Here is a 19481-nt window from a genome sequence, read left to right as displayed (position 1 = left end):
AATTCTCTCTAAAATTTCATCATAGAATCGTATCACTTTTCTATTTTGTAAAATAATATAGAAACGATCAAAACCTCCCCCGATACTTTCCGATGTAGCAAAAGAGGCAGAAACATTGAGTTTCTGCCTCTCGGAGATTTTGAGACCTAGGCTCAAAATCTAGGCATGGAATTCCGAAGGAAGTCGCTATCGTCCGTGCTACCTAAGGAAAGTATCATAATAAAATATTACTTTTTGAGAAAATAGACTTTTTCTTCAGTCTGAAAGCAAGCATTTTTTGCTTGCTCTTTATAAAAACAAAATAACGACACATTTAATCAACCAGCTTCTCCAATTCTTCATTAAGCAGTTTTTGTGCTACCTGTGGGTTGGCTTGGCCTTTGGTTGCTTTCATGATTTGGCCGACGAGGGACTTGGCCGCATTTTTATTGCCGCCCTTGTAGTCATTAAGGGCTTTTTCATTGTTGGCAAAGACTTCCTGAATGATTGGCAGGAGCTGAGCCGGATCTGAGATTTGGACAAGACCGGCTGATTTGACATATTCTTCGGCTGAACCGCCGTTTTTAGCTAAGTGCACAAAGACTTTTTTAGCAATTTTAGAAGAGATAGTGCCATCAGCTACCAGCTTAAGCATTTCTGTTAAGTTTTCAGGTGTTAAGCCGATTTGGTCGATGCTTTGGCCTTCTGCATTGAGATACTGTGCCACATCTCCCTGCAGCCAATTAGAAACAGACTTGGCATCTGCTCCTTTAGCTACTGCAGCTTCAAAGAAATCTGAAATAGCTTTTGAGCTGGTTAATTGGGCAGCATCATAAGCCGACAGACCTAAGTCATTGACATATTTCGTACGGCGTTCTTTTGGAAAGGCCGGCAATTCCGCCCGAACCTTTTCAATCCACTCATCTTCAATTTCAAAGATTGGCAGATCAGGCTCTGGGAAATAGCGGTAGTCGGCTGACCCTTCCTTGACACGCATGAGCAGAGTTTCACCTGTTGCTTCATCATAACGGCGGGTTTCCTGCTGAATCTCACCGCCTGCGCGCAGCACTTCTGCCTGACGTTTTTCCTCATAAGCCAGGCCGCGGCGCACAAAATTGAAAGAGTTGAGGTTTTTCAGCTCTGTTTTAACGCCAAATTCTTCCTGACCGTAAGGACGGATAGAGATGTTGGCATCAACCCGCATAGACCCTTCTTCCATCTTGACATCGGAAATACCGGTATACTGGATAATTTCCTTGAGCGCTGTCAAATAAGCATAAGCTTCTTCTGGCGAGCGCATATCGGCTTCTGATACGATTTCAATCAGGGGAACGCCCTGACGGTTAAGGTCGACATAAGAATAGCCGTCCGCACCATGGGTATTTTTCCCGGCATCTTCTTCCAAGTGGGCACGTTCAATGCGGATTTTCTTGGTACTTCCGTCTTCTAATTCAATTTCAATCCAGCCGTTATAGCCAATCGGCTCATCAAACTGAGAAATTTGATAGGCCTTAGGATTGTCCGGATAGAAATAATTTTTTCGGTCAAAATGCATCCTTTGGTGGATATCCATATTGAGCGCTAAGGCTGCTTTGATCCCATAATCGATAACACCCTTATTTATAACGGGCAAGACACCCGGGAAAGACCAGTCGACAATATTGGTATTGGCATTTGGATCTTCTCCGAAATGAGCCGGTGCAGGTGAGAAAATTTTTGAATTTGTTTTTAACTCAACGTGGACTTCTAAGCCGATGATTGTTTCAAAATTCATTAGTTGTCACCTCCAAAAATAACGGGCTGCTGTTTGTGATAATCTGTTGTCGCCTCAAAGGCTGCTGCTGCTTGATAGATTTTAGCTTCATCAAACGGCTTGCCGATAAGCTGCATTCCCACAGGAAGCCCATCTGCCAGACCGGCTGGAATCGAGATCCCCGGAAGACCGGCCAAATTCACCGGAATAGTCAAAAGATCGGCTAAATACATGGCAACCGGATCGTGGTGCTGGGAATCTAAGTCATAGGCCACAGTCGGTGCTGTCGGACCTAAAATCAAATCATAATCTGCAAAAATCTTTTTAAAGTCTTCCATGATCAGCGTTCGAACCTGACCGGCCTTTTTAAAGTAGGCATCGTAGTAGCCGGATGACAGGCTGAAGGTTCCAAGCATAATACGGCGTTTGACTTCCTCACCAAAGCCTTCGCTGCGGGTATTGACATAGACATCATCCAGATTTTCATAGTCGCTGGTGCGATAACCATAGCGAATACCGTCAAAACGCTGTAAGTTGGAAGACGCTTCTGACGATGCAATAATGTAGTAAACCGCTACGCCGTATTTACTGTGTGGCAGACTGACTTTCTCAACAACAGCTCCCAAACTTTCAAGGTGCTTAGCTGCTTTTAAAATGGTTTCTTTAATCTTGTCATCAATACCCTCACCAATGTATTCTTTAGGCAGGGCAATCTTCATTCCTTTGATGTCCTTACCGATAAACTGGGTGAAATCAGGCACTGCTTCCTGAGAAGAGGTTGAATCTTTCTTGTCGTGACCTGAGATGACATTGAGCAATTGGGCGTTTTCTTTAACGGTTTGCGAGAAAGGACCGATTTGATCTAAAGAAGAGCCAAAAGCAATCAAGCCAAAACGTGACACACGGCCGTAAGTCGGTTTGAGCCCCACAACCCCATTGAAAGCTGCAGGCTGGCGGATAGAGCCGCCGGTATCAGAACCAAGAGACAGACGCACCTGACCGGAAGCTACTGCAGTAGCGGAACCGCCGGACGATCCACCGGCTACCTTGTCTTGATTCCAAGCATTTTTAGTCAGTTTAAAATAGGAATTTTCTGTTGAACCGCCCATAGCAAATTCATCCATATTGGTTTTCCCGATAATGACCATGTCCTTAGCATAGAGCTTTTCAACAGAAGTTGCATCAAAAATAGGCTTGTAGTTATAAAGCATTTTTGACGCAGCTGTTGTCAGGATGTTCTTTGTTGAAATATTGTCCTTGACAGCCAAAGGAATACCTGACATGACGTTGTCGGCATCAACACCTTTTTGGTCAAGTGCTGCCGCCTGTGCCAAGGCTTCTTCTTCAGTTACAGTGATAAAAGAGCCCACCTGATCTTCCCGCTCTTTAATATCTTTCAGTGTTTCTTTGGTTAATTCAAGTACTGAAATTTCTTTATTGACGAGAAGATCATGTAATTCATCAATCGTCTTATTGTTAAAAGTCATTAGGCATCTCCTCCGTCATCAATAATCGCAGGCACTTTAATCAAATTATCTTCGTGTTCCGGAACATTTTTGAACAGTTCCTCACGGCTCCAGCCCGGTACAGAAACATCTTCACGCATGTAATTGATGTTATCAGCTACATTGGAAGTAAAAGGCACGCCTTTTGTATCAACTTCATTTAGTAATTCGACCATGTCCACAATCTTGGTCAATGTTGTCGCAAATTCTGCCGTTTCGCTATCCGAGAATTTCAACTTAGACAAATTGGCCACATGGCGAACTTCAGCTTCTGAAATCTTCATTCTTTTCTCCTTAATAAAATATCACTAACTTTTTTATTTTACCATAAAAGCAGCAGCTTAGTCACGCAAATCAAGGCGTAAATCCGCCAATTGATGCTCTCCGACAAAGCTTGGGCTCTCAAGCATGGGATCCGCTCCCTGACCGTTTTTAGGAAAGGCGATGACTTCACGAATATTTTCTTCTCCTGCTAAAATCATAACCAAGCGATCAAGCCCCAAAGCTAACCCTCCATGAGGCGGGAAGCCATAGTCTAAAGCTTCAAGGAAGAAACCAAAATCGCGTTCATAGTCAGCCTTTTTCATGCCCAGCAGCTCAAACATAGCTTCCTGTACAGAACGTTCATGAATCCTAAGACTCCCCCCGCCGATTTCATAGCCGTTTAAAACAATGTCATAGGCACGGCTCATGATCTTTTCAGGATTTTCCTGCCAGTTGCTGCCCTCTTCAAAAGCTCCTTGGGTGAAAGGATGATGCATAGCCTGGTAGCGGCCCAAGTCTTCATTCCACTCCAGCAGCGGCCAGTCTGTCACCCAGAGAAAATTCAGCTGGCGCTCATCAATCAGACCCAGGTCTTTAGCCAGTTTCAAGCGCAAGGCACCGAGAGCTTCCTGCACGCGTTTCAAAGATCCTGTTACAAAGAAAATCAAATCTCCGTCCTCAGCTCCAAACAAGTCCAGCAATTGCGCATTATGCTCTTTGAAAGTCGATTTGAGAGAACCTGTAATTTGTCCGTTTTCTACAGTCGCTGTCGCAAAACCGGCAACACCAAAGTCCATAACTGACTGTTTGAGGGCAGCCATTTGCCGATTGGTAAAGGCAGACGCTGCATCTTTGGCGCAAATACCCAGAACAGCACCGTTTTCTTTTTTGAGACCTTTTTGTAAAAAGAGTGACGGATTGCCTTTTGACAGCTCTGTTAAATCTTTAAGCTCCATGGCAAAACGTGTGTCAGGCTTATCAGAACCAAAGCGGCTCATGGCTTCTGCATAGGAAATCGTCGGAAAATCATCAAGCATGTCAATGCCTCTGCTGGCTTCGACAACCGCCTTGAGCATGCCTTCTACCAGCTGTCTGACGTCTTCTTCACTGACAAAGCTCATCTCCAAGTCAACCTGAGTAAATTCAGGCTGGCGATCCCCACGAAGATCCTCATCACGAAAACAGCGGACGATCTGATAATAACGCTCAAGGCCCGCTCCCATGAGAAGCTGCTTTAACATCTGCGGACTCTGCGGCAGAGCGTAAAATTGATTTTTGAAGACGCGTGACGGCACCAGAAAGTCACGGGCACCTTCCGGCGTTGACTTGGTCAGATAAGGCGTTTCAACATCAATAAAGTCAGCCTGATCAAGGTAATCGCGAATGGCTTTTGTCACTTGATGGCGAAGTTTGAGATTGTAAGTCATCTTTTCTCGGCGCAAATCAAGGTAGCGGTATTTCTGACGAATTTCCTCCCCGGCATGGGCATGGCTGTCCAGTTCAAAAGGCAGAGCCTTGCTGTCCGCAATAATGTCAATCTTTTCTGCCCGCAGTTCCACCTGCCCTGATTTAATGTGAGGATTAACAAAGCGCTCATCGCGGGCAACAACCTCACCGGTCACCGCCAAAATGCTTTCCTTATGCAAGTCGTGGAGCTTTTCAAAATCAGCAATCGTACTGTCTGCAAACACCTGCAAAATGCCTTCACGGTCACGCAGTTCAATAAAAGCGAGTTTCCCGTGGTTTCTGATATTAGCAACCCAGCCTTTAGCCGTCAATCGCTGTCCTACTTGTTCTGTACCGTAATTTCCGATAAATAATTCTTTCATGATTCCCTCTTTATTGTAATTAAAAAAGCACCGCCTTCATCAAACAGACGAAGACCGCGGTGCCACTGTTATTTGTTATCAAATATTGATAACCTCTTGATTCGTAACGTGAATAAAACGCCTAAATTTTTAAGATAGGAGATTAAAGCATGTTCTTCGGATTCTTTTAGCTTGGCATCTCTCTCAGCAACGGATGCTCTCTGGACAAGCCGCAAGGCCTACTCTGCTTCTCTTCGTATTTAATTTTCTGATTATTCTATTATAGTTGCACCCAGCACATTTTGCAAGTGGCTGAGAGCAAATTGATGATTTTCCTCGTTTAAAGAGGCCACAGCCGACTTGACAACTTCGATTTGATAACCGAGATTATAGGCATCAACCGCTGTATGTAAAACACAGATATCTGTCAGAACCCCAGTCAAAACAAGGGTCGTAATTCCACGTTCGCGCAGGCGGATATCCAAATCCGTCCCCGAAAAGGCAGAATAGTGGCGTTTGTCCAGCCAGAAGATCCGATTGTCCTTTTGATGCCGGTCATAAAAATCAGCCAAGGAACCGTACAAATGACGTCCGCTTGTTCCTTTGATATTATGAGGCGGAAACAGTTTCGTCTCCGGATGGAAAGTATCACCTTCGTCGTGCCCGTCAATGGCAAAGAAAATATAGTCGCCTTTGTCGTAAGCAGCCTGCGTCACCTGAGCAATCCTTTCTGAGATTGCCTGAGCCGGTGCACCTGCTGTCAGCTTACCGTCATCAGCCACAAAATCATAGGTGTAGTCAATTGAAATCAGTGCTTTTGTCATTAACTATAATCCTTCAGCTTATCAAAAATACCTTCATTAATAACTTTTAAGTAAGTCCCTTTCATACCCAGCGATCGGCTTTCAATGATACCGGCGCTTTCAAGTTTCCGAAGGGCATTGACGATAACACTGCGTGTAATACCGATCCGATCGGCAATGACCGAGGCTGTCAGGCGGCCTTCATTCCCGTCAAGTTCATTGAGAATCGCCGCAACAGCCTTCATTTCTGAATAAGACAGGGTATTGATTGCCATATTAACTGCCGTTTGCTTGCGAATAGTCTCTTCAAGGTTTTCTGTCTGCAGGTTCAAAAGCTGAATCCCTACAACCGTAGAGGCAATTTCAATTAAAATTAAATCATCATCATTGAACTCTTTGTCATTGCGCCAGATAATCAGAGAGCCCAGCCGCATGCCGCCGCCGTAAATAGGAGCAATGGTCGTTAAGCCATCCGGATAGATATCCTTGGATTCAACCGGGAAAATCGTCAGCTCATTTTCAACCGACAGATTAGCTTCAGTATCATAGATACGGCTGGCTGATTTGACATAGTCTTCAGGGAGTTTTTTTGCTTGGAAAAATTCTTCAACGCGATCGGTATTGGTTTTATACTTCATCGCATAGCCGAGAATATTGCCGTTCCCATCGATAATACAAGTATTACAGTCAATAATTTCAGCCAACTGATCTGCAATCGTATCGTAGGGTAAATCACTTTGAAGACTTTCGGCCGACCGCTGCAAAATAGACGTAATGCGTCGTGTTTTTAATAATAAATTAGCCATAAGTCACTCTTTCTTTGATAGTCAAAACTATTATAACAAAGGATTTTTTAGAATGCAAATAATTGTCAGAAAATTCCTTACTGTTTGACAACTTTTTTGAAAGCCCTTTTATTTTCGATACTGACTGAGAAAACGTGTCATTTTTTCTTGAATTTCAGAAAGCTCTTCAACGCGCGGCAGATAAACGATGCGGAAATGATCCGGTTCCATCCAGTTAAAGCCGCGGCCGTGAACCAGAAGCACTTTTTCCTGTTTAAGGAAATTAAGCACGAACTGTTCATCGTCATCGATGCGGTACATGCTGCGGTCAATCTTAGGGAAGATATAAAGTCCTGCCTGCGGTTTGACTGCCGTAATTCCGGGAATGTCATTCATAGCCTTGTAGATGAAATTGCGCTGCTCGTAGATGCGGCCTCCCGGCAGCAAGAGCTTATCAATAGACTGTACACCGCCCAAGGACGTTTGAATGACCTGCTGAGCCAAAACATTGGAACAAAGACGCATATTTGACAGCATATTGAGCCCTTCAATATAGTCTTTGACATGCTTTTTCGGGCCGGACAGCACCATCCAGCCGACACGAAAACCGGCAATACGATGCGATTTTGACAGACCGTTCATTGAAACACAGAACAAATCAGGCGCCAGGCTGGCAACTGCTACATGCTCACCTCCGTCCATAACCAAACGGTCATAAATCTCGTCCGCAAAAATAATCAGGTCATTTTGTCTGGCGATTTCAACAATATCCAGCAGCACATCTTTAGAATAAAGAGCTCCTGTGGGATTATTGGGATTTATGATGACAATGGCTTTTGTATTCGAAGTGATTTTTGACTTGATGTCATTAATATCCGGATACCAATCAGAGCTTTCATCACATACATAGTGAACAGCGTGCCCGCCTGCAAGACTGACAGAAGCTGTCCAGAGCGGGTAGTCAGGCATCGGTATCAAAACTTCGTCGCCATCATCTAAAAGCCCCTGCATAGACATGGTAATCATTTCAGACACGCCGTTGCCGATATAAATATCATCCACGTCTACATCAGGAATATTTTTAAGCTGACAGTACTGCATAATGGCTTTACGAGCTGAAAAGATTCCTTTGGAGTCCGAATAGCCCTCGCTTTCGCGCGCATTCATAATTAAATCGCGGATAACCTCATCAGGCGCAGTCAGACCAAAGGCAGCCGGATTGCCGGTATTCAGCCGCAAAATCTTCTCACCGTTCGCAATCATGCGGTTGGCTTCTTCCAAGACCGGTCCGCGGATATCATAAGCGACATGCTCAAGTTTAATGGACTTATTAAATTCTCTCATCGTTTCACCTCATTGGTTACATTAGTGTCATTATTGTAGCGCATTTTGCTTAAAATCGCAATCAGACTTCTAGGGCCAAGAGACATTTTTAGGTCATCTGTTGACCAGGCAGCCGGTGTCTTTAAAGCTCTTCTTGCTTTTGTTTAAAAAATATGCCATAATACAGTTATCCTTAAAGATATTTTAGGTTAACTAAAGGAGTTTTTACTGTTATGAAAACAAAAACAATCGCTTTAATCGCCGTCATGATCGCTATTATCATTGCTCTGGGCTTTATTCCGGGCATCCCTCTTGGCTTTATTCCTGTTCCCATCATTCTGCAGAATATGGGCATTATGCTGGCGGGAGCTCTTTTAGGTTCTAAGCGCGGATTTTTATCTGTCTTTATCTTTCTTGTACTGGCTGCCTTGGGTTTGCCGGTTTTATCCGGCGGATCCGGCAATATTGCTGCTTTCATGGGACCCACAGCAGGCTATTTGTTTTCCTATCCTTTTGCAGCCTTTTTTGTGGGACTTGTCACCGAAAAATTTGACAAGGCCAATGCTTTCTTAGAATTCTTCTTGATCTGGCTGGCAGGAGCATTATTTATCAATTTCATGGGTGCTGTCGGCCTGACAGTTCAGTCCCATATACCGCTGCACCAGGCTTTATTAGCCAATCTTGTTTTTATTCCCGGCGACACCATAAAAGTATTGATTGTAACTCTCGTTCACCGAAGATTAAAAAACTCATCTTTCCTTGGGGTATAGCTACTCATAAGGCCTTTCTGCATGCTCAGATATATTTTACTTTTTTTCAGAAAAGGGTTACAATATAAGTAAAAGATGAGACGGAGGTTTAGCTTATGTCTACTTACAAAAATATCATGGTTGCTATTGATGGCTCCTATGAGTCTGAACTGGCTTTTGAAAAAGGAGTCAGTGTTGCTCTGAGAAATGATGCCAATCTGCTTTTGACCCATGTCGTTGACACCCGTGCACTCCAAAGTGTTGCAACCTTTGATGCTTACATCTATGAAAAACTGGAACAAGAAGCTCACAGCGTCTTAGATGACTATGAAAAGCAAGCCCGCGAAAGAGGGCTGGAAAATGTCAGACAGGTGATTGAATTCGGCAATCCCAAACCTCTGTTAGCTACCGAAATTCCCGAGCGTGAAAAAGTAGATCTGATTATGCTTGGAGCAACCGGTCTCAATGCCTTCGAACGGCTTCTCATCGGTTCATCATCAGAATATATTCTTCGCCACGCTAAGGTAGATTTGCTGGTTGTCCGTGACCCTGAAAAAACATTATAAATAATAAATAAAACGAACAGGCTGATATATGATGCACCATCACAATCAGCTGTTCGTTTTTTAGTTTTTGGTCCGCAGTTACTTTAATCCCTACCCTTGCCGTCTTCATCAGCAGGCTTAGTCTTTAAGACTTGTGCAGGGATTTTTGAATTTGGCGGTCCAATTCTTTCTTAATCGCCGGTTCGGGCGCAAAGCGCTCTTCCCAGTCGTCCGGCTTTAGAATTTTATGGGTTTCAGGATCAAAATGTGCTTTGCCGTCTGGGAAAATTTTGCCAATATTAGCTTCGTGCACGGTGTCAAAAAAAGGTTTGGGATCCACTCCCATCAAAACAAAGGAACCATAAGTAAAGTACAGCTGGTCTGTTAAAGCATCCACCTGTCCGACCAAAGGAGTCTCCGGATGCGGCTTGGCTAAGACCTTTTCGGCTGCTTTATCAACAGCTTGATGGAGCTGCCGGACAGCCTGAGCAAAGGCTTCTTGGTCGCCGTTGCTGGCAGCGTATAAAAATTCAACGATTTCTTCTGCTTTAAAATCTGAACGGTGTCCGCCCTCAACAATATCGTAGACCCTTGGGGTTTCGCAGGTCTCTCCGTCCATCAGCTGATGGAAATCCTTGACCTTATTGAAATTATCGTCACTGCTTGAAAAGACTTTGGCCGTTTTATGATGAATCAAGCCAAAATGTGACAGAGCTTTTGAAATCCCGTTGTCATTGTTGCTGGCAGTTGTATAGCTGGCAATTTTTTTTACCTGCTCAGTTGCATTGCCCATAGCAACACTCAGGCCAACACCGGACAGCATTTCAATGTCATTGTCAGAATCGCCAAAAGCCATGACCTCAGACATTTCAATGTCAAATTCTCTGGCAACACGGGCAATCCCCTTGATTTTAGACATTCCCTTAGAAATCAAGTCAGCAGAGTAAGGACTGCTGCGGGTAATGGTCAAATGCGGAAATTTTTCAGCAATAATGTCGCTTTGTTCCTTGGTTGCTACCAAAACAATCTGAAAAATCGGCTGGCGCATGATCGTCATCAAATTAGCCAGACTCTGAGGCTTCACCCGACGAATAATATGTTTAAAACTTCTGGTTACTGTTCTGGTCCACCTTCTGGGAATAATCCGGCTGACCCACTGGCCAAAGCGGCTGGTTCCCATATTGATGATATTTGACCCCACAAGTCCGGAACTCGTCCCTAGGGAAATCTCACGGCGTTGTTCACTGGCATATTTAATAACACGGTAAACAGTTGATTTGGGCAGCTGATTCTGGTATAAAACACGGTCGCGTGTAAAAATATACTGACCGTTATAGGTAATGGCAAAATCCAGACCCAAATTTTCCATAAAAGGGGTAACAAAAGCAGGGCCCCTGCCTGTTGCTACGCCAACAAGGATGCCTTGTTTTTTCATATTTTTAATTGCCTGCTGGGTAGACTTTTGAACATGTTTGCGGTCATTGAGCAAAGTGCCGTCAATATCAAAAAAAACTGCTCTGATTGCCACGGTATCACCTTTTATATCCTTTAAATTATGTTAAAATATAGTATAACACAATTTGAAAGAATTTTAAAAACCATGAAAAAAATACTTGTTTTACATACAGGCGGAACCATTTCCATGCATACCGATGAAAACGGCAAGGTGGTTCCGGACAAGAACAATCCCATGAAAAACGTTGGCTTTACGCTGGATGATGTCCAGATTGAAGTTCTTGATTTTTTCAACCTGCCCAGTCCTCATATCAAGGTTGAGCACATGCTGCTGTTAGCTCAAAAAATCCGGGAAACAGCCGGATCCTACGACGGTGTTGTCATTACACACGGAACAGACACCTTAGAAGAGACAGCTTATTTTCTTGATACCATGCTGCTGCCTGCTATCCCCATTGTTTTAACCGGTGCCATGCGGTCTTCCAACGAGCTGGGAAGCGATGGTATCTATAATTATCTGTCTGCCCTGCGGGTTGCCAGTCATGATAAGGCAGCTGACAAGGGGGTCCTCGTGGTCATGAACGATGAAATTCATGCAGCTAAATACGTCACCAAAACTCATACAAGCAATGTCTCGACCTTTCAGACACCGACACACGGACCGCTGGGAATCATCATGAAGCATGACATTCTCTTTTTCAAAACCGCTGAACCGCGGGTGCGCTTTCGCTTGGAAACGTTAGAAGGAACTGTTCCAATCATCAAGGCCTATGCCGGCATGGGAGACTGGCTTTTCAGCAATTTGCAGCCAAACACTGTTGACGGCTTAGTTGTTGAGGCTCTGGGAGCCGGCAATCTGCCGCCTGAGGCCGCACAGAGCATCGTGAAATTAATCGGCCAAGGTATTCCTGTGGCCTTGGTCTCTCGCTGCTTTAACGGCATTGCAGAACCTGTCTATGCCTATGAAGGCGGCGGCGTTAAACTGCAGGAGGCCGGAGTAATGTTTGTCAAAGAATTAAACAGCCAGAAGGCTCGTCTCAAACTTCTGATCGCTCTCAATGCCGGACTTAAAGGTCAAGAACTCAAGGAATATATTGAAGGATAATAAATTTGGAGGAACTCATGAAACTACAGATTACTGCAACAGATAAGCCTAAACAAAAAGATTTCAGCTACTCACTGGAAATCTCAGATAAGCAAATTCTAACAAGTGTATTTGCCGTCTGCGGAACCATTATATTAGCAACCTTGGTCAAAAGCTATTTAAAAAAGTAAAACATCTTATCAGCATTGCAAATTCCCTGCCCTTTAAGCCTGACAGTCAAGCTTAAAGGGATTTTTAATGCACCGAGCTTCTATCTGCCGACAGCTTGGCGATACTTACAGCTTAACCGTATTCAAAAAGAGGCTGGAATAAACAGCCTCTTGAACGTTTGCAATTATTTGCTGCACCAAGTTCCCTTGGTTATAGCTCTTCCTTAAGGCAGACTGTTGCCGGCACTTAAGTAAATATCATACCATTCCGGACGAGTCAGACTTATCCTGTGGGCGGCGGCAATTTTTTCAATACGCTTGGGATTCATGGAGCCGATAACAGCCTGCATCTTAGCCGGATGGCGCAGTATCCAGGCAATGACGATGGCTTCTGCTGAAACGCCGTATTGCTGAGCATAGTTGGCAATCGTCAGATTAAGATCCTGATAGTCAGGACTTTCTGAAAATAAGCCGCTGGCCAGATCGATTTGAAAAGGCGACCAAGCTTGAATCGTAATCTGATGCAGCCGGCAGTAATCAACCGTTCCGCTGTCACGGTCAATCGCTGCGCTGTTTTTCATATTGACATTGAGACCTGCATCAAACAGCGGTGTATGAGCAGGGGACAGCTGCAGCTGGTTAACAGCCAAGGGCTCGTCCAAATAAGCTGCCAGCAGCTCCATTTGGTAACGGTTTTGATTGCTGACACCAAAATGCTTGACCTTACCGGCTTTTTTCAGCTGTGTGAAGGCTTCTGCTACATCGTCCGGTTCCATGAGAACATCCGGCCGATGCAGCAGCAGAAAATCCAGATAGTCCGTATCCAAGCGCTGTAAAATCCCATCTACAGCAGTTATAATATGTTCTTTGGAGAAGTCAAAATAACCTTTTTGAATACCGCATTTTGACTGCAAAATCAGCTGATCCCGGTTAATACTAAGATTTTTGAGTGCTGCTGCAAAACGTTTTTCAGATTCACCGCCGCCGTAAATATCAGCATGATCAAAAAAGTTTATCCCCTGTTCCAGAGCTGCCTGAAGAACATGCTCGGCATCCTTTGTTTCTAAAGCTGCCATACGCATGCAGCCCAGAGCAATGCGTGAACCAGTCACATTTGTCTGTCCGATCTTTTGTAACATAGCCTGCCTCCTTTTTTCATTTATCTTTATTATAGCATTTTATGTAAGCGGTTGCTTATAAAGATTAAAAAAGAGCCCAGCTCTTTTTCTGCAGTAAAATTGAACCCGTTATGGGCAAAACAAGGATAAACAGCCCAAACAGCAACGTCTGCTTTTGTAAGTTTCATCCTGTAAGCTTAAAAACCGCCTGCTGTGACTTCGGTTTATTTTTTGCTAATTGCTTTGCCGGGAAGAGTTAAAAAGCTCTCAATCAAGAATTTCTTTTCTTCTTAAATTTTGAACCAGCAGCGCCCACCTTTGATCCTTTTGCCAATCTTTAACAGCTACAATCTGTGCCGCAACCCTTCTTGCTTCTTCTAAAATGGGATAATCTTCCACAATATCAGCCACCTGAAATTCTGGAATACCCGACTGACGGGTTCCAAAAATCTCACCGGAACCGCGCATTTTCAAATCTTCCTCGGCCAAAAGAAAACCATCTGTCGTTTCAGTCATAATCCGCATGCGGTCTTTCCCAGCATCTGTTTTGGGATTAGCTACTAAAATAGCATAGGACTGCTTATCTCCGCGGCCGACACGCCCGCGCAGCTGATGGAGCTGGCTGAGCCCGAAACGATCAGCATCCATGATAATCATAATGGTGGCGTTAGGCACATTGACACCGACTTCAATAACTGTTGTCGACACCAGAATATCAACAGCTCCTTTTTTAAAGTCCTGCATAATAGCTTCTTTTTCTTCATTTTTCATGCGGCCATGCATCAAAGCAACAGCTGCACTGTCCGCAAAATAATCTTTTAATTCTTTTTCTAAAGCACTGGCATTTTTTAAATCAAGACTTTCAGACTCTTCAATCAAGGGCGAAACCACATAGATTTGTGCGCCCTTTTTAATTTGATCTTTAGCCCACGGCAGAACCTTATCCAGTTGTTCATGCCTGACCCAGCGTGTTTTAACCGGCTTGCGCCCCGCAGGCATCTCATCAATAACAGAAACATCCATTTCTCCAAAAGCTGTGATAGCTAAGGTCCTTGGGATAGGCGTCGCAGTCATCATGAGAACATCAGGATTTTCTCCTTTTTCGCGAAAAAGACGCCTTTGTCTGACTCCAAATCGGTGCTGCTCATCGGTAATGACCAGACCCAGCTTGTGATAATCTACCCCTTCTTGAATTAAGGCGTGTGTGCCGACGATCATATCGACAGAACCATTGGCGATAGCCGTCAGTGCTGAACGCTTGACAGCAGCTTTCATGCCCGAGGTCAAAAGAGCGATGGATAAATCAGGAAACAAAGTTCTCAGACTGTCATAGTGCTGCTCTGCTAAGATTTCAGTAGGCACCATGAGGGCAGACTGCATACCGGCGGTATAGGCTGCATACATGGCAAGACCGGCCACAACAGTCTTGCCTGAACCGACATCTCCCTGCAAGAGGCGATTCATGTGGGCACCGGATGCCATATCTGTCAGTATCTCTTCCAAACTGCGTTTTTGGGCATCTGTCAAAGTAAAGTCAAGCGCCGCAATTTTCATTGCTATTTTTTCCCTGTCATAGGCAATGGCTAAACCATTTGACTCTGCCTTGTTATTTGCTTTTAAAATTTGCAGATTCATTTGAAAGTAGAAGAGTTCTTCAAATTTAATACGCCGAAGAGCCTGGCGGTATTCTGCCAAATCTTTGGGAAAATGCATGGCTCGCATCGCCGTCTTTCTGTCTAATAAACGGTACTTATCCAGCAAAACCTGAGGAAGATTTTCAGGCAGAGCATCGGCACAGCCCGAATCAAAAGCTGACTTGATGGCCTTAACCAAAGCAGCCTGCGATATCCCTTGAGCAACATGGTAAACCGGCTGCATGTCATCAGCTGCCTGAGCTAAAATTTTAATACCTGTCAGGGAGGACTTGGCTTGATTCCATTTGCCAAAAACAGCCAATTGCTGATCGACCTCTACCTTATCCTGCAAGTAGGGCTGATTGAAAAAGGAAACAGCAATAATGGCTTCTCCCTGCTTGATTTTAAAAGATAAGCGGTTGCGTTTAAAGCCATAGTATTGAACGTTTGGCGGAGTGACTACCCTTCCTGTGACAACGGCCTTTTCGCCATCCAGCAAGTCAAAAACAGATTTTGCCTTAAAATCTTCGTAGCGGAAAGGATAATAAAGCAATAAATCTTCGATGGTATAAATGCCTAATTTATGAAATTTCTCTGCAGACTTAGGACCTAAACCCTTTAAAACTGCAATTGATGATTGTAAGTCCATAAGCACCCTTTCAATAACTTTTTTACTATTATATCAAAAGCAGCCGACTTTCGACAGACACAAGGCAACTCTTTGATAAGACATAAAAAAGCAGGAGCATCTGCATGACTGCACAGTGCATGCCTACTCCCAAGCTTTTTTATTGTGTAACGCTTGCCATCAAGCAATTAAGCTAATTGTCGGCATCGTTGTATTTTCTAGGAACTCGATCACTGATCAAACAGAGCACCTCGTAATTAATGGTTCCTTTTTTGTCAGCAACATCAGTCGCTGAAATTGCCTGACTGCCATCTTGACCAATCAGCGTTACCTGTGTTCCTAAAGGATAGGCCTTGGGCAGACGTACCGTAATTTGGTCCATAGACACACGTCCGACAATTTCACAATACTCGCCATCTATCAGAACGTTAAAACCTTGAAGGTCTCTCGTCCAGCCATCGGCATAGCCGATAGGCACTGTACCAATCACTTCATTTTGATGAGCCGTGTAGGTGGCGCCATAACCAATAGTGTCTCCGGCATTGACCTCTTTCACTTGAACCAAAAGCGATGTCAATTCCAGCGCAGGTTTGAGCGGATAGGGCAGCTCAAGTGCTTGACCGCTTGGATTTAAACCGTACATCACAATGCCTAAGCGAACAGCGTTCATAACTGTATCGCTGTGCCAAATGCTGGCAGCCGAATTGGAGGCATGGACAAGGGGCGGCCTGCTGTCCAGCCCTGCAACAATTTCCTCAAAGGTTTGCAGCTGCTGATCAAATTTGACAGCGGAAGCTTCGTCAGCTGTCGCAAAATGGGTAAAAATGCCTCCAACCAAAGCGCCCGCTTCCTGCAAACCAGCAATAAGCTGATTCGCTTCTGCCAAACTTCTGACACCGATTCTGCCCATGCCGGAGTCGACCTTAATGTGCACCGACAGGCCCTTTAAATCAATTTTTTTCGCTCTTGCTTCATGCAGCCACTCCAGATCAGCCACCGTAACAGTAATGCCTTCTTGTTTGGCTAAAGCCGCTTCATCAGGCAAAATAACGCCTAAAATCAGAATAAAGTCCTTCAAACCGGCCTGACGCAGCTCCAAAGCTTCATCTAAATTGGATACGCAAAAGCCATCCACCTGATTTTGAACAGCTTTAGCCACCTGCACAGCACCATGGCCGTAAGCATTGGCCTTGACAACAGCAAAGGTTTTAATATCTTTCTTGATGTGGCTTTGTACCTGTTTAATATTAAAAGCAATGTTGTCTAAGTTAATATGAGCAGTCGTTGGACGATGATAGCTGGCAATCATGATTCTTCCTCCAAAATGACACTGGCCTCAACGAAGTTCCCGGAATGAGAGATGCTGATCAAAATATTTCCCGAAAAAGGCGCCTTGGTAAAGACCGGCGCTCCCTTTTCATTAGCCAGAATTTCCAAATCCTGAAAGCGCAAGGTCCCAATGCCGCTGCCATAAGCTTTTGAAAAAGCTTCTTTAGCAGCCCAGCGCCCGGCCAAGTATTCCATTCGGCGTTTCCCGGCAAGGTTTGAAAATATTTCCAACTCCTTAGCCGTCAGCACCTTGTCAGCAAAGCGGCTGTTTTTGTTATAGGCCTGCTTGACAGCACCTATATCTTGCAAATCAATCCCGTGTCCTATTATCATAATATCTTTCTAAAAGAGACCAAGACACGGTCTCAATCTCTTGTCTTTATCCAGTTTAACATGCGTCAGGATAAGCTTTAGCAGCTTTCCAATCCTTGGATATGCCTTAGCACAAGCTTTGCCTGACGCTCTGCTCCTTATTTACCTTTTAGCGTATCATAAATTTCATGAACCAGCTGTTCAGTATTGTCCCAGCCCAGACACGGATCGGTGATAGATTTCCCGAAAACCTCCGGTTCGTCCTGGCGGCCGTCTTCCAAATAAGACTCGATCATAAAGCCGCGAACGTATTTATTGATTTTATCATTCCAATCACGGTTGACCAAACTGTGCCGAACGATTCTGACCTGTTCCAAATAATTTTTTCCTGAATTATCGTGATTGGTATCAATAACGATGAAAGGATTAGCCAGCCCCATGTCCTCATATTTTTGGATAAGCTTTAAAAGAATATCGTAGTAATAATTCGGCTCATATTCACCATGTTCATTGCTGCCTCCGCGCAAGATGACATGAGCCAAGGGATTACCGTCAGTTTCCACTTCAGCACTATTGTAAATAAAGTTTTGTGAATGCTGAGCTGCATGGATGGCATTCAGCATCACCTGAAGATTGCCTGAGGTTGGATTTTTCATACCGACAGGAGCGTCAATTCCCGAAGCTACAAAACGGTGTTCCTGATCTTCAACCGAACGGGCACCGATAGCATGGTAGGAAACCAAATCATCAACCAAGATAAGGTTGGAAGGGTAGAGCATCTCATCTGCTGTCGTCAGCCCTGTCTCAGTAATGACACGGTAGTGCAGATTGCGGACTGCATGAATCCCGTTGATAAGATCGGGCAGCTTAGAACTATTCGGCTGATGGATAAGTCCCTTGTAGCCGTCACCGTTAGTCCGGGGTTTCGCTGTGTAAACACGCATGACAATAAAGATACGGTCTTTAACCGCTTCCTGCAGCTTAGCCAAACGATGGGCATACTCCAGCACTGCTTCTTCATTGTCTGACGAACATGGACCGATAACCAAAAGAATACGGTCATCTTCTCCCTTGATAATCTTAGCCAGTTCAGCATCACGCGCCTGCTTTCTGGCTAAATCCTGATCTTTCAGCTGTGTATCTGCTTTAATTTTAGAAATATCTATGGTTGTACTTTTTTGATGAATGCCCATTTTATTTTCCTAAGGTATCGTAAATTTCGTGAACCAACTGTTCGGTATTGTCCCAGCCCAAACATGGGTCAGTAATGGATTTTCCGAAAACTTCCGGCTCGTTTTGACGGCCGTCTTCCAAGTAAGACTCGATCATAAAGCCGCGAACATATTTATTGATCTTTTCATTCCAATCACGGTTGATCAGGGTCTGGCGAACAATTCTGACTTGTTCCAAATACTGTTTTCCTGAATTGTCATGATTGGTATCAATAACGATGAAGGGATTTTCAAGACCCATTTTTTCATATTGGTCAATGGTGTCTAAAAGGTTGTCGTAGTAGTAGTTTGGAATGTTTTTGCCGTACTCATTGACACCGCCGCGCAAAATAGCATGAGCTAAAGGATTGCCGCTGGTTTCAACTTCTTCGCCATTGAAAAGGAAAGACTGCTTGTTTTGAGCCGCATAAATACCATTAAACATGATAGTCAGATTGCCGGAAGTCGGATTTTTCATTCCTGTCGGAACACTAATCCCCGAAGCAACAAAACGATGCTGCTGATCCTCAACTGAACGGGCACCGACAGCTATGTAAGATACCAAATCTTCGATCAATGGCAGATTTTCCGGATAGAGCATCTCGTCTGCTGTTGTCATTCCCGTTTCGGTGATGACACGGTAGTGCAGATTACGGACTGCATGAATCCCGTTAATCAAGCTTGGCGCTTCTCCTGTATCAGGCTGATGGACCATACCTTTGTAGCCGTCGCCATTAGTCCTAGGTTTTGCCGTATAGACACGCATGACCATAAAGACACGGTCTTTGACTTCTTCCTGCAGTTTGGCCAAACGCTTAGCATATTCAAGAACAGCTTCTTCGTTATCTGATGAACAAGGACCGATAACTAAAAGCAGGCGGTCATCTTCCCCCTTAATGATTGCTTCCAGCTCACGGTCGCGAGCTTCCTTTTGAGCCAAAGACGCACCCGTCAGTTTCGACAGGCTGCGGACTTCTTCAACATTAATTTTATCACTGGTAGCTTTAAAAGACATCTTCTTATCCT

General features: G+C 44.3%; 18 protein-coding genes. 4 read left to right on the top strand and 14 right to left on the bottom strand.

Annotated elements, in window-relative coordinates:
• Positions 1-313 precede the first annotated feature (313 nt).
• The 7 genes from gatB to AC4HAN_RS08085 all read right to left on the bottom strand — a co-directional run bounded on the left by gatB (position 314) and on the right by AC4HAN_RS08085 (position 8241).
• Positions 314-1753: an Asp-tRNA(Asn)/Glu-tRNA(Gln) amidotransferase subunit GatB gene (gene gatB / locus AC4HAN_RS08115; protein ID WP_491092069.1), complete on the bottom strand. Its 1440-nt coding sequence runs from the start codon at positions 1751-1753 to the stop codon at positions 314-316.
• The gene (gene gatA / locus AC4HAN_RS08110) at positions 1753-3219 is read right to left on the bottom strand and encodes an Asp-tRNA(Asn)/Glu-tRNA(Gln) amidotransferase subunit GatA (protein ID WP_491092068.1); all 1467 of its coding nucleotides are present in this window, start codon (positions 3217-3219) and stop codon (positions 1753-1755) included. The genes gatB and gatA overlap by 1 nt, the downstream gene beginning before the upstream one ends.
• Entirely contained in the window at positions 3219-3521 is a 303-nt protein-coding gene (gatC, locus tag AC4HAN_RS08105; RefSeq protein WP_491092067.1) for an Asp-tRNA(Asn)/Glu-tRNA(Gln) amidotransferase subunit GatC, read from the bottom strand. The genes gatA and gatC overlap by 1 nt, the downstream gene beginning before the upstream one ends.
• A gap of 57 nt (positions 3522-3578) precedes the next feature.
• Positions 3579-5330 (bottom strand): aspartate--tRNA ligase, encoded by a 1752-nt coding sequence (gene aspS, locus AC4HAN_RS08100; RefSeq protein WP_491092066.1) that lies wholly within the window; start codon positions 5328-5330, stop codon positions 3579-3581.
• Positions 5331-5581: 251 nt separating this feature from the next.
• Positions 5582-6133 carry a cysteine hydrolase family protein gene (locus AC4HAN_RS08095; RefSeq protein ID WP_491092065.1) on the bottom strand — a complete coding sequence of 184 codons (552 nt, stop codon included), beginning with the start codon at positions 6131-6133 and terminating at the stop codon, positions 5582-5584.
• Positions 6133-6918, bottom strand: coding sequence for a GTP-sensing pleiotropic transcriptional regulator CodY (gene codY / locus AC4HAN_RS08090; RefSeq protein WP_491092064.1), 786 nt, complete (start codon positions 6916-6918; stop codon positions 6133-6135). The genes AC4HAN_RS08095 and codY overlap by 1 nt, the downstream gene beginning before the upstream one ends.
• Positions 6919-7026: 108 nt before the next feature.
• Entirely contained in the window at positions 7027-8241 is a 1215-nt protein-coding gene (locus AC4HAN_RS08085; protein ID WP_491092063.1) for a pyridoxal phosphate-dependent aminotransferase, read from the bottom strand.
• Positions 8242-8453: 212 nt separating this feature from the next.
• Here AC4HAN_RS08085 and AC4HAN_RS08080 point away from each other — a divergent pair, with 212 nt between their 5' ends.
• Together AC4HAN_RS08080 and AC4HAN_RS08075 are read left to right on the top strand one after the other, a co-directional pair.
• Positions 8454-8990, top strand: coding sequence for a biotin transporter BioY (locus tag AC4HAN_RS08080; protein ID WP_491092062.1), 537 nt, complete (start codon positions 8454-8456; stop codon positions 8988-8990).
• 95 nt (positions 8991-9085) lie between these two features.
• Positions 9086-9535 (top strand): universal stress protein, encoded by a 450-nt coding sequence (locus AC4HAN_RS08075; protein WP_491092061.1) that lies wholly within the window; start codon positions 9086-9088, stop codon positions 9533-9535.
• A gap of 124 nt (positions 9536-9659) precedes the next feature.
• On the opposite strand, the gene AC4HAN_RS08070 is transcribed toward AC4HAN_RS08075, so the two are convergent.
• On the bottom strand, positions 9660-11042 hold the full coding sequence (locus AC4HAN_RS08070; protein WP_491092060.1) for a Cof-type HAD-IIB family hydrolase: 1383 nt from the start codon (positions 11040-11042) through the stop codon (positions 9660-9662).
• Between the two features lie 72 nt (positions 11043-11114).
• Here AC4HAN_RS08070 and AC4HAN_RS08065 point away from each other — a divergent pair, with 72 nt between their 5' ends.
• Together AC4HAN_RS08065 and AC4HAN_RS08060 are read left to right on the top strand one after the other, a co-directional pair.
• Positions 11115-12074: an asparaginase gene (locus tag AC4HAN_RS08065; protein WP_491092059.1), complete on the top strand. Its 960-nt coding sequence runs from the start codon at positions 11115-11117 to the stop codon at positions 12072-12074.
• 17 nt (positions 12075-12091) lie between these two features.
• Positions 12092-12244 (top strand): hypothetical protein, encoded by a 153-nt coding sequence (locus tag AC4HAN_RS08060; RefSeq protein WP_491092058.1) that lies wholly within the window; start codon positions 12092-12094, stop codon positions 12242-12244.
• 203 nt (positions 12245-12447) lie between these two features.
• Here AC4HAN_RS08060 and AC4HAN_RS08055 read toward each other — a convergent pair whose 3' ends face one another.
• The 6 genes from AC4HAN_RS08055 to AC4HAN_RS08030 form a co-directional block, all read right to left on the bottom strand.
• Positions 12448-13362 carry an aldo/keto reductase gene (locus tag AC4HAN_RS08055; RefSeq protein ID WP_491092057.1) on the bottom strand — a complete coding sequence of 305 codons (915 nt, stop codon included), beginning with the start codon at positions 13360-13362 and terminating at the stop codon, positions 12448-12450.
• Between the two features lie 246 nt (positions 13363-13608).
• Complete coding sequence (gene recG, locus AC4HAN_RS08050; protein ID WP_491092056.1) at positions 13609-15624, bottom strand: ATP-dependent DNA helicase RecG; 2016 nt, start codon at positions 15622-15624, stop codon at positions 13609-13611.
• Positions 15625-15796: 172 nt separating this feature from the next.
• On the bottom strand, positions 15797-16912 hold the full coding sequence (gene alr / locus AC4HAN_RS08045) for an alanine racemase (protein ID WP_491092055.1): 1116 nt from the start codon (positions 16910-16912) through the stop codon (positions 15797-15799).
• Positions 16909-17265 carry a holo-ACP synthase gene (gene acpS, locus AC4HAN_RS08040; protein ID WP_491092054.1) on the bottom strand — a complete coding sequence of 119 codons (357 nt, stop codon included), beginning with the start codon at positions 17263-17265 and terminating at the stop codon, positions 16909-16911. The genes alr and acpS overlap by 4 nt, the downstream gene beginning before the upstream one ends.
• A gap of 137 nt (positions 17266-17402) precedes the next feature.
• Positions 17403-18437 carry a 3-deoxy-7-phosphoheptulonate synthase gene (locus tag AC4HAN_RS08035; RefSeq protein WP_491092053.1) on the bottom strand — a complete coding sequence of 345 codons (1035 nt, stop codon included), beginning with the start codon at positions 18435-18437 and terminating at the stop codon, positions 17403-17405.
• A 1-nt stretch (position 18438) separates the two neighbouring features.
• Positions 18439-19470, bottom strand: a complete 1032-nt coding sequence (locus tag AC4HAN_RS08030) for a 3-deoxy-7-phosphoheptulonate synthase (RefSeq protein ID WP_491092052.1) — start codon at positions 19468-19470, stop codon at positions 18439-18441.
• Positions 19471-19481 lie beyond the last annotated feature (11 nt).

The organism is Streptococcus sp. ELY_86, from assembly GCF_058314495.1.
The sequence above is the reverse complement of the archived record's forward strand: the minus strand, read 5'-3'. Positions and strand labels throughout refer to the sequence as shown.

What these genes read in the sequence shown, in the direction of transcription:
- gatB (WP_491092069.1), bottom strand. Translation starts at nt 1,753, where the DNA reads ATGAATTTTGAAACAATCATCGGCTTAGAAGTCCACGTTGAGTTAAAA.
- AC4HAN_RS08030 (WP_491092052.1), bottom strand. Translation starts at nt 19,470, where the DNA reads ATGTCTTTTAAAGCTACCAGTGATAAAATTAATGTTGAAGAAGTCCGC.
- AC4HAN_RS08085 (WP_491092063.1), bottom strand. Translation starts at nt 8,241, where the DNA reads ATGAGAGAATTTAATAAGTCCATTAAACTTGAGCATGTCGCTTATGAT.
- alr (WP_491092055.1), bottom strand. Translation starts at nt 16,912, where the DNA reads ATGATTGCCAGCTATCATCGTCCAACGACTGCTCATATTAACTTAGAC.
- AC4HAN_RS08075 (WP_491092061.1), top strand. Translation starts at nt 9,086, where the DNA reads ATGTCTACTTACAAAAATATCATGGTTGCTATTGATGGCTCCTATGAG.
- AC4HAN_RS08065 (WP_491092059.1), top strand. Translation starts at nt 11,115, where the DNA reads ATGAAAAAAATACTTGTTTTACATACAGGCGGAACCATTTCCATGCAT.
- AC4HAN_RS08035 (WP_491092053.1), bottom strand. Translation starts at nt 18,437, where the DNA reads ATGGGCATTCATCAAAAAAGTACAACCATAGATATTTCTAAAATTAAA.
- AC4HAN_RS08055 (WP_491092057.1), bottom strand. Translation starts at nt 13,362, where the DNA reads ATGTTACAAAAGATCGGACAGACAAATGTGACTGGTTCACGCATTGCT.
- aspS (WP_491092066.1), bottom strand. Translation starts at nt 5,330, where the DNA reads ATGAAAGAATTATTTATCGGAAATTACGGTACAGAACAAGTAGGACAG.
- acpS (WP_491092054.1), bottom strand. Translation starts at nt 17,265, where the DNA reads ATGATAATAGGACACGGGATTGATTTGCAAGATATAGGTGCTGTCAAG.
- codY (WP_491092064.1), bottom strand. Translation starts at nt 6,918, where the DNA reads ATGGCTAATTTATTATTAAAAACACGACGCATTACGTCTATTTTGCAG.
- gatC (WP_491092067.1), bottom strand. Translation starts at nt 3,521, where the DNA reads ATGAAGATTTCAGAAGCTGAAGTTCGCCATGTGGCCAATTTGTCTAAG.
- gatA (WP_491092068.1), bottom strand. Translation starts at nt 3,219, where the DNA reads ATGACTTTTAACAATAAGACGATTGATGAATTACATGATCTTCTCGTC.
- recG (WP_491092056.1), bottom strand. Translation starts at nt 15,624, where the DNA reads ATGGACTTACAATCATCAATTGCAGTTTTAAAGGGTTTAGGTCCTAAG.
- AC4HAN_RS08060 (WP_491092058.1), top strand. Translation starts at nt 12,092, where the DNA reads ATGAAACTACAGATTACTGCAACAGATAAGCCTAAACAAAAAGATTTC.
- AC4HAN_RS08095 (WP_491092065.1), bottom strand. Translation starts at nt 6,133, where the DNA reads ATGACAAAAGCACTGATTTCAATTGACTACACCTATGATTTTGTGGCT.
- AC4HAN_RS08080 (WP_491092062.1), top strand. Translation starts at nt 8,454, where the DNA reads ATGAAAACAAAAACAATCGCTTTAATCGCCGTCATGATCGCTATTATC.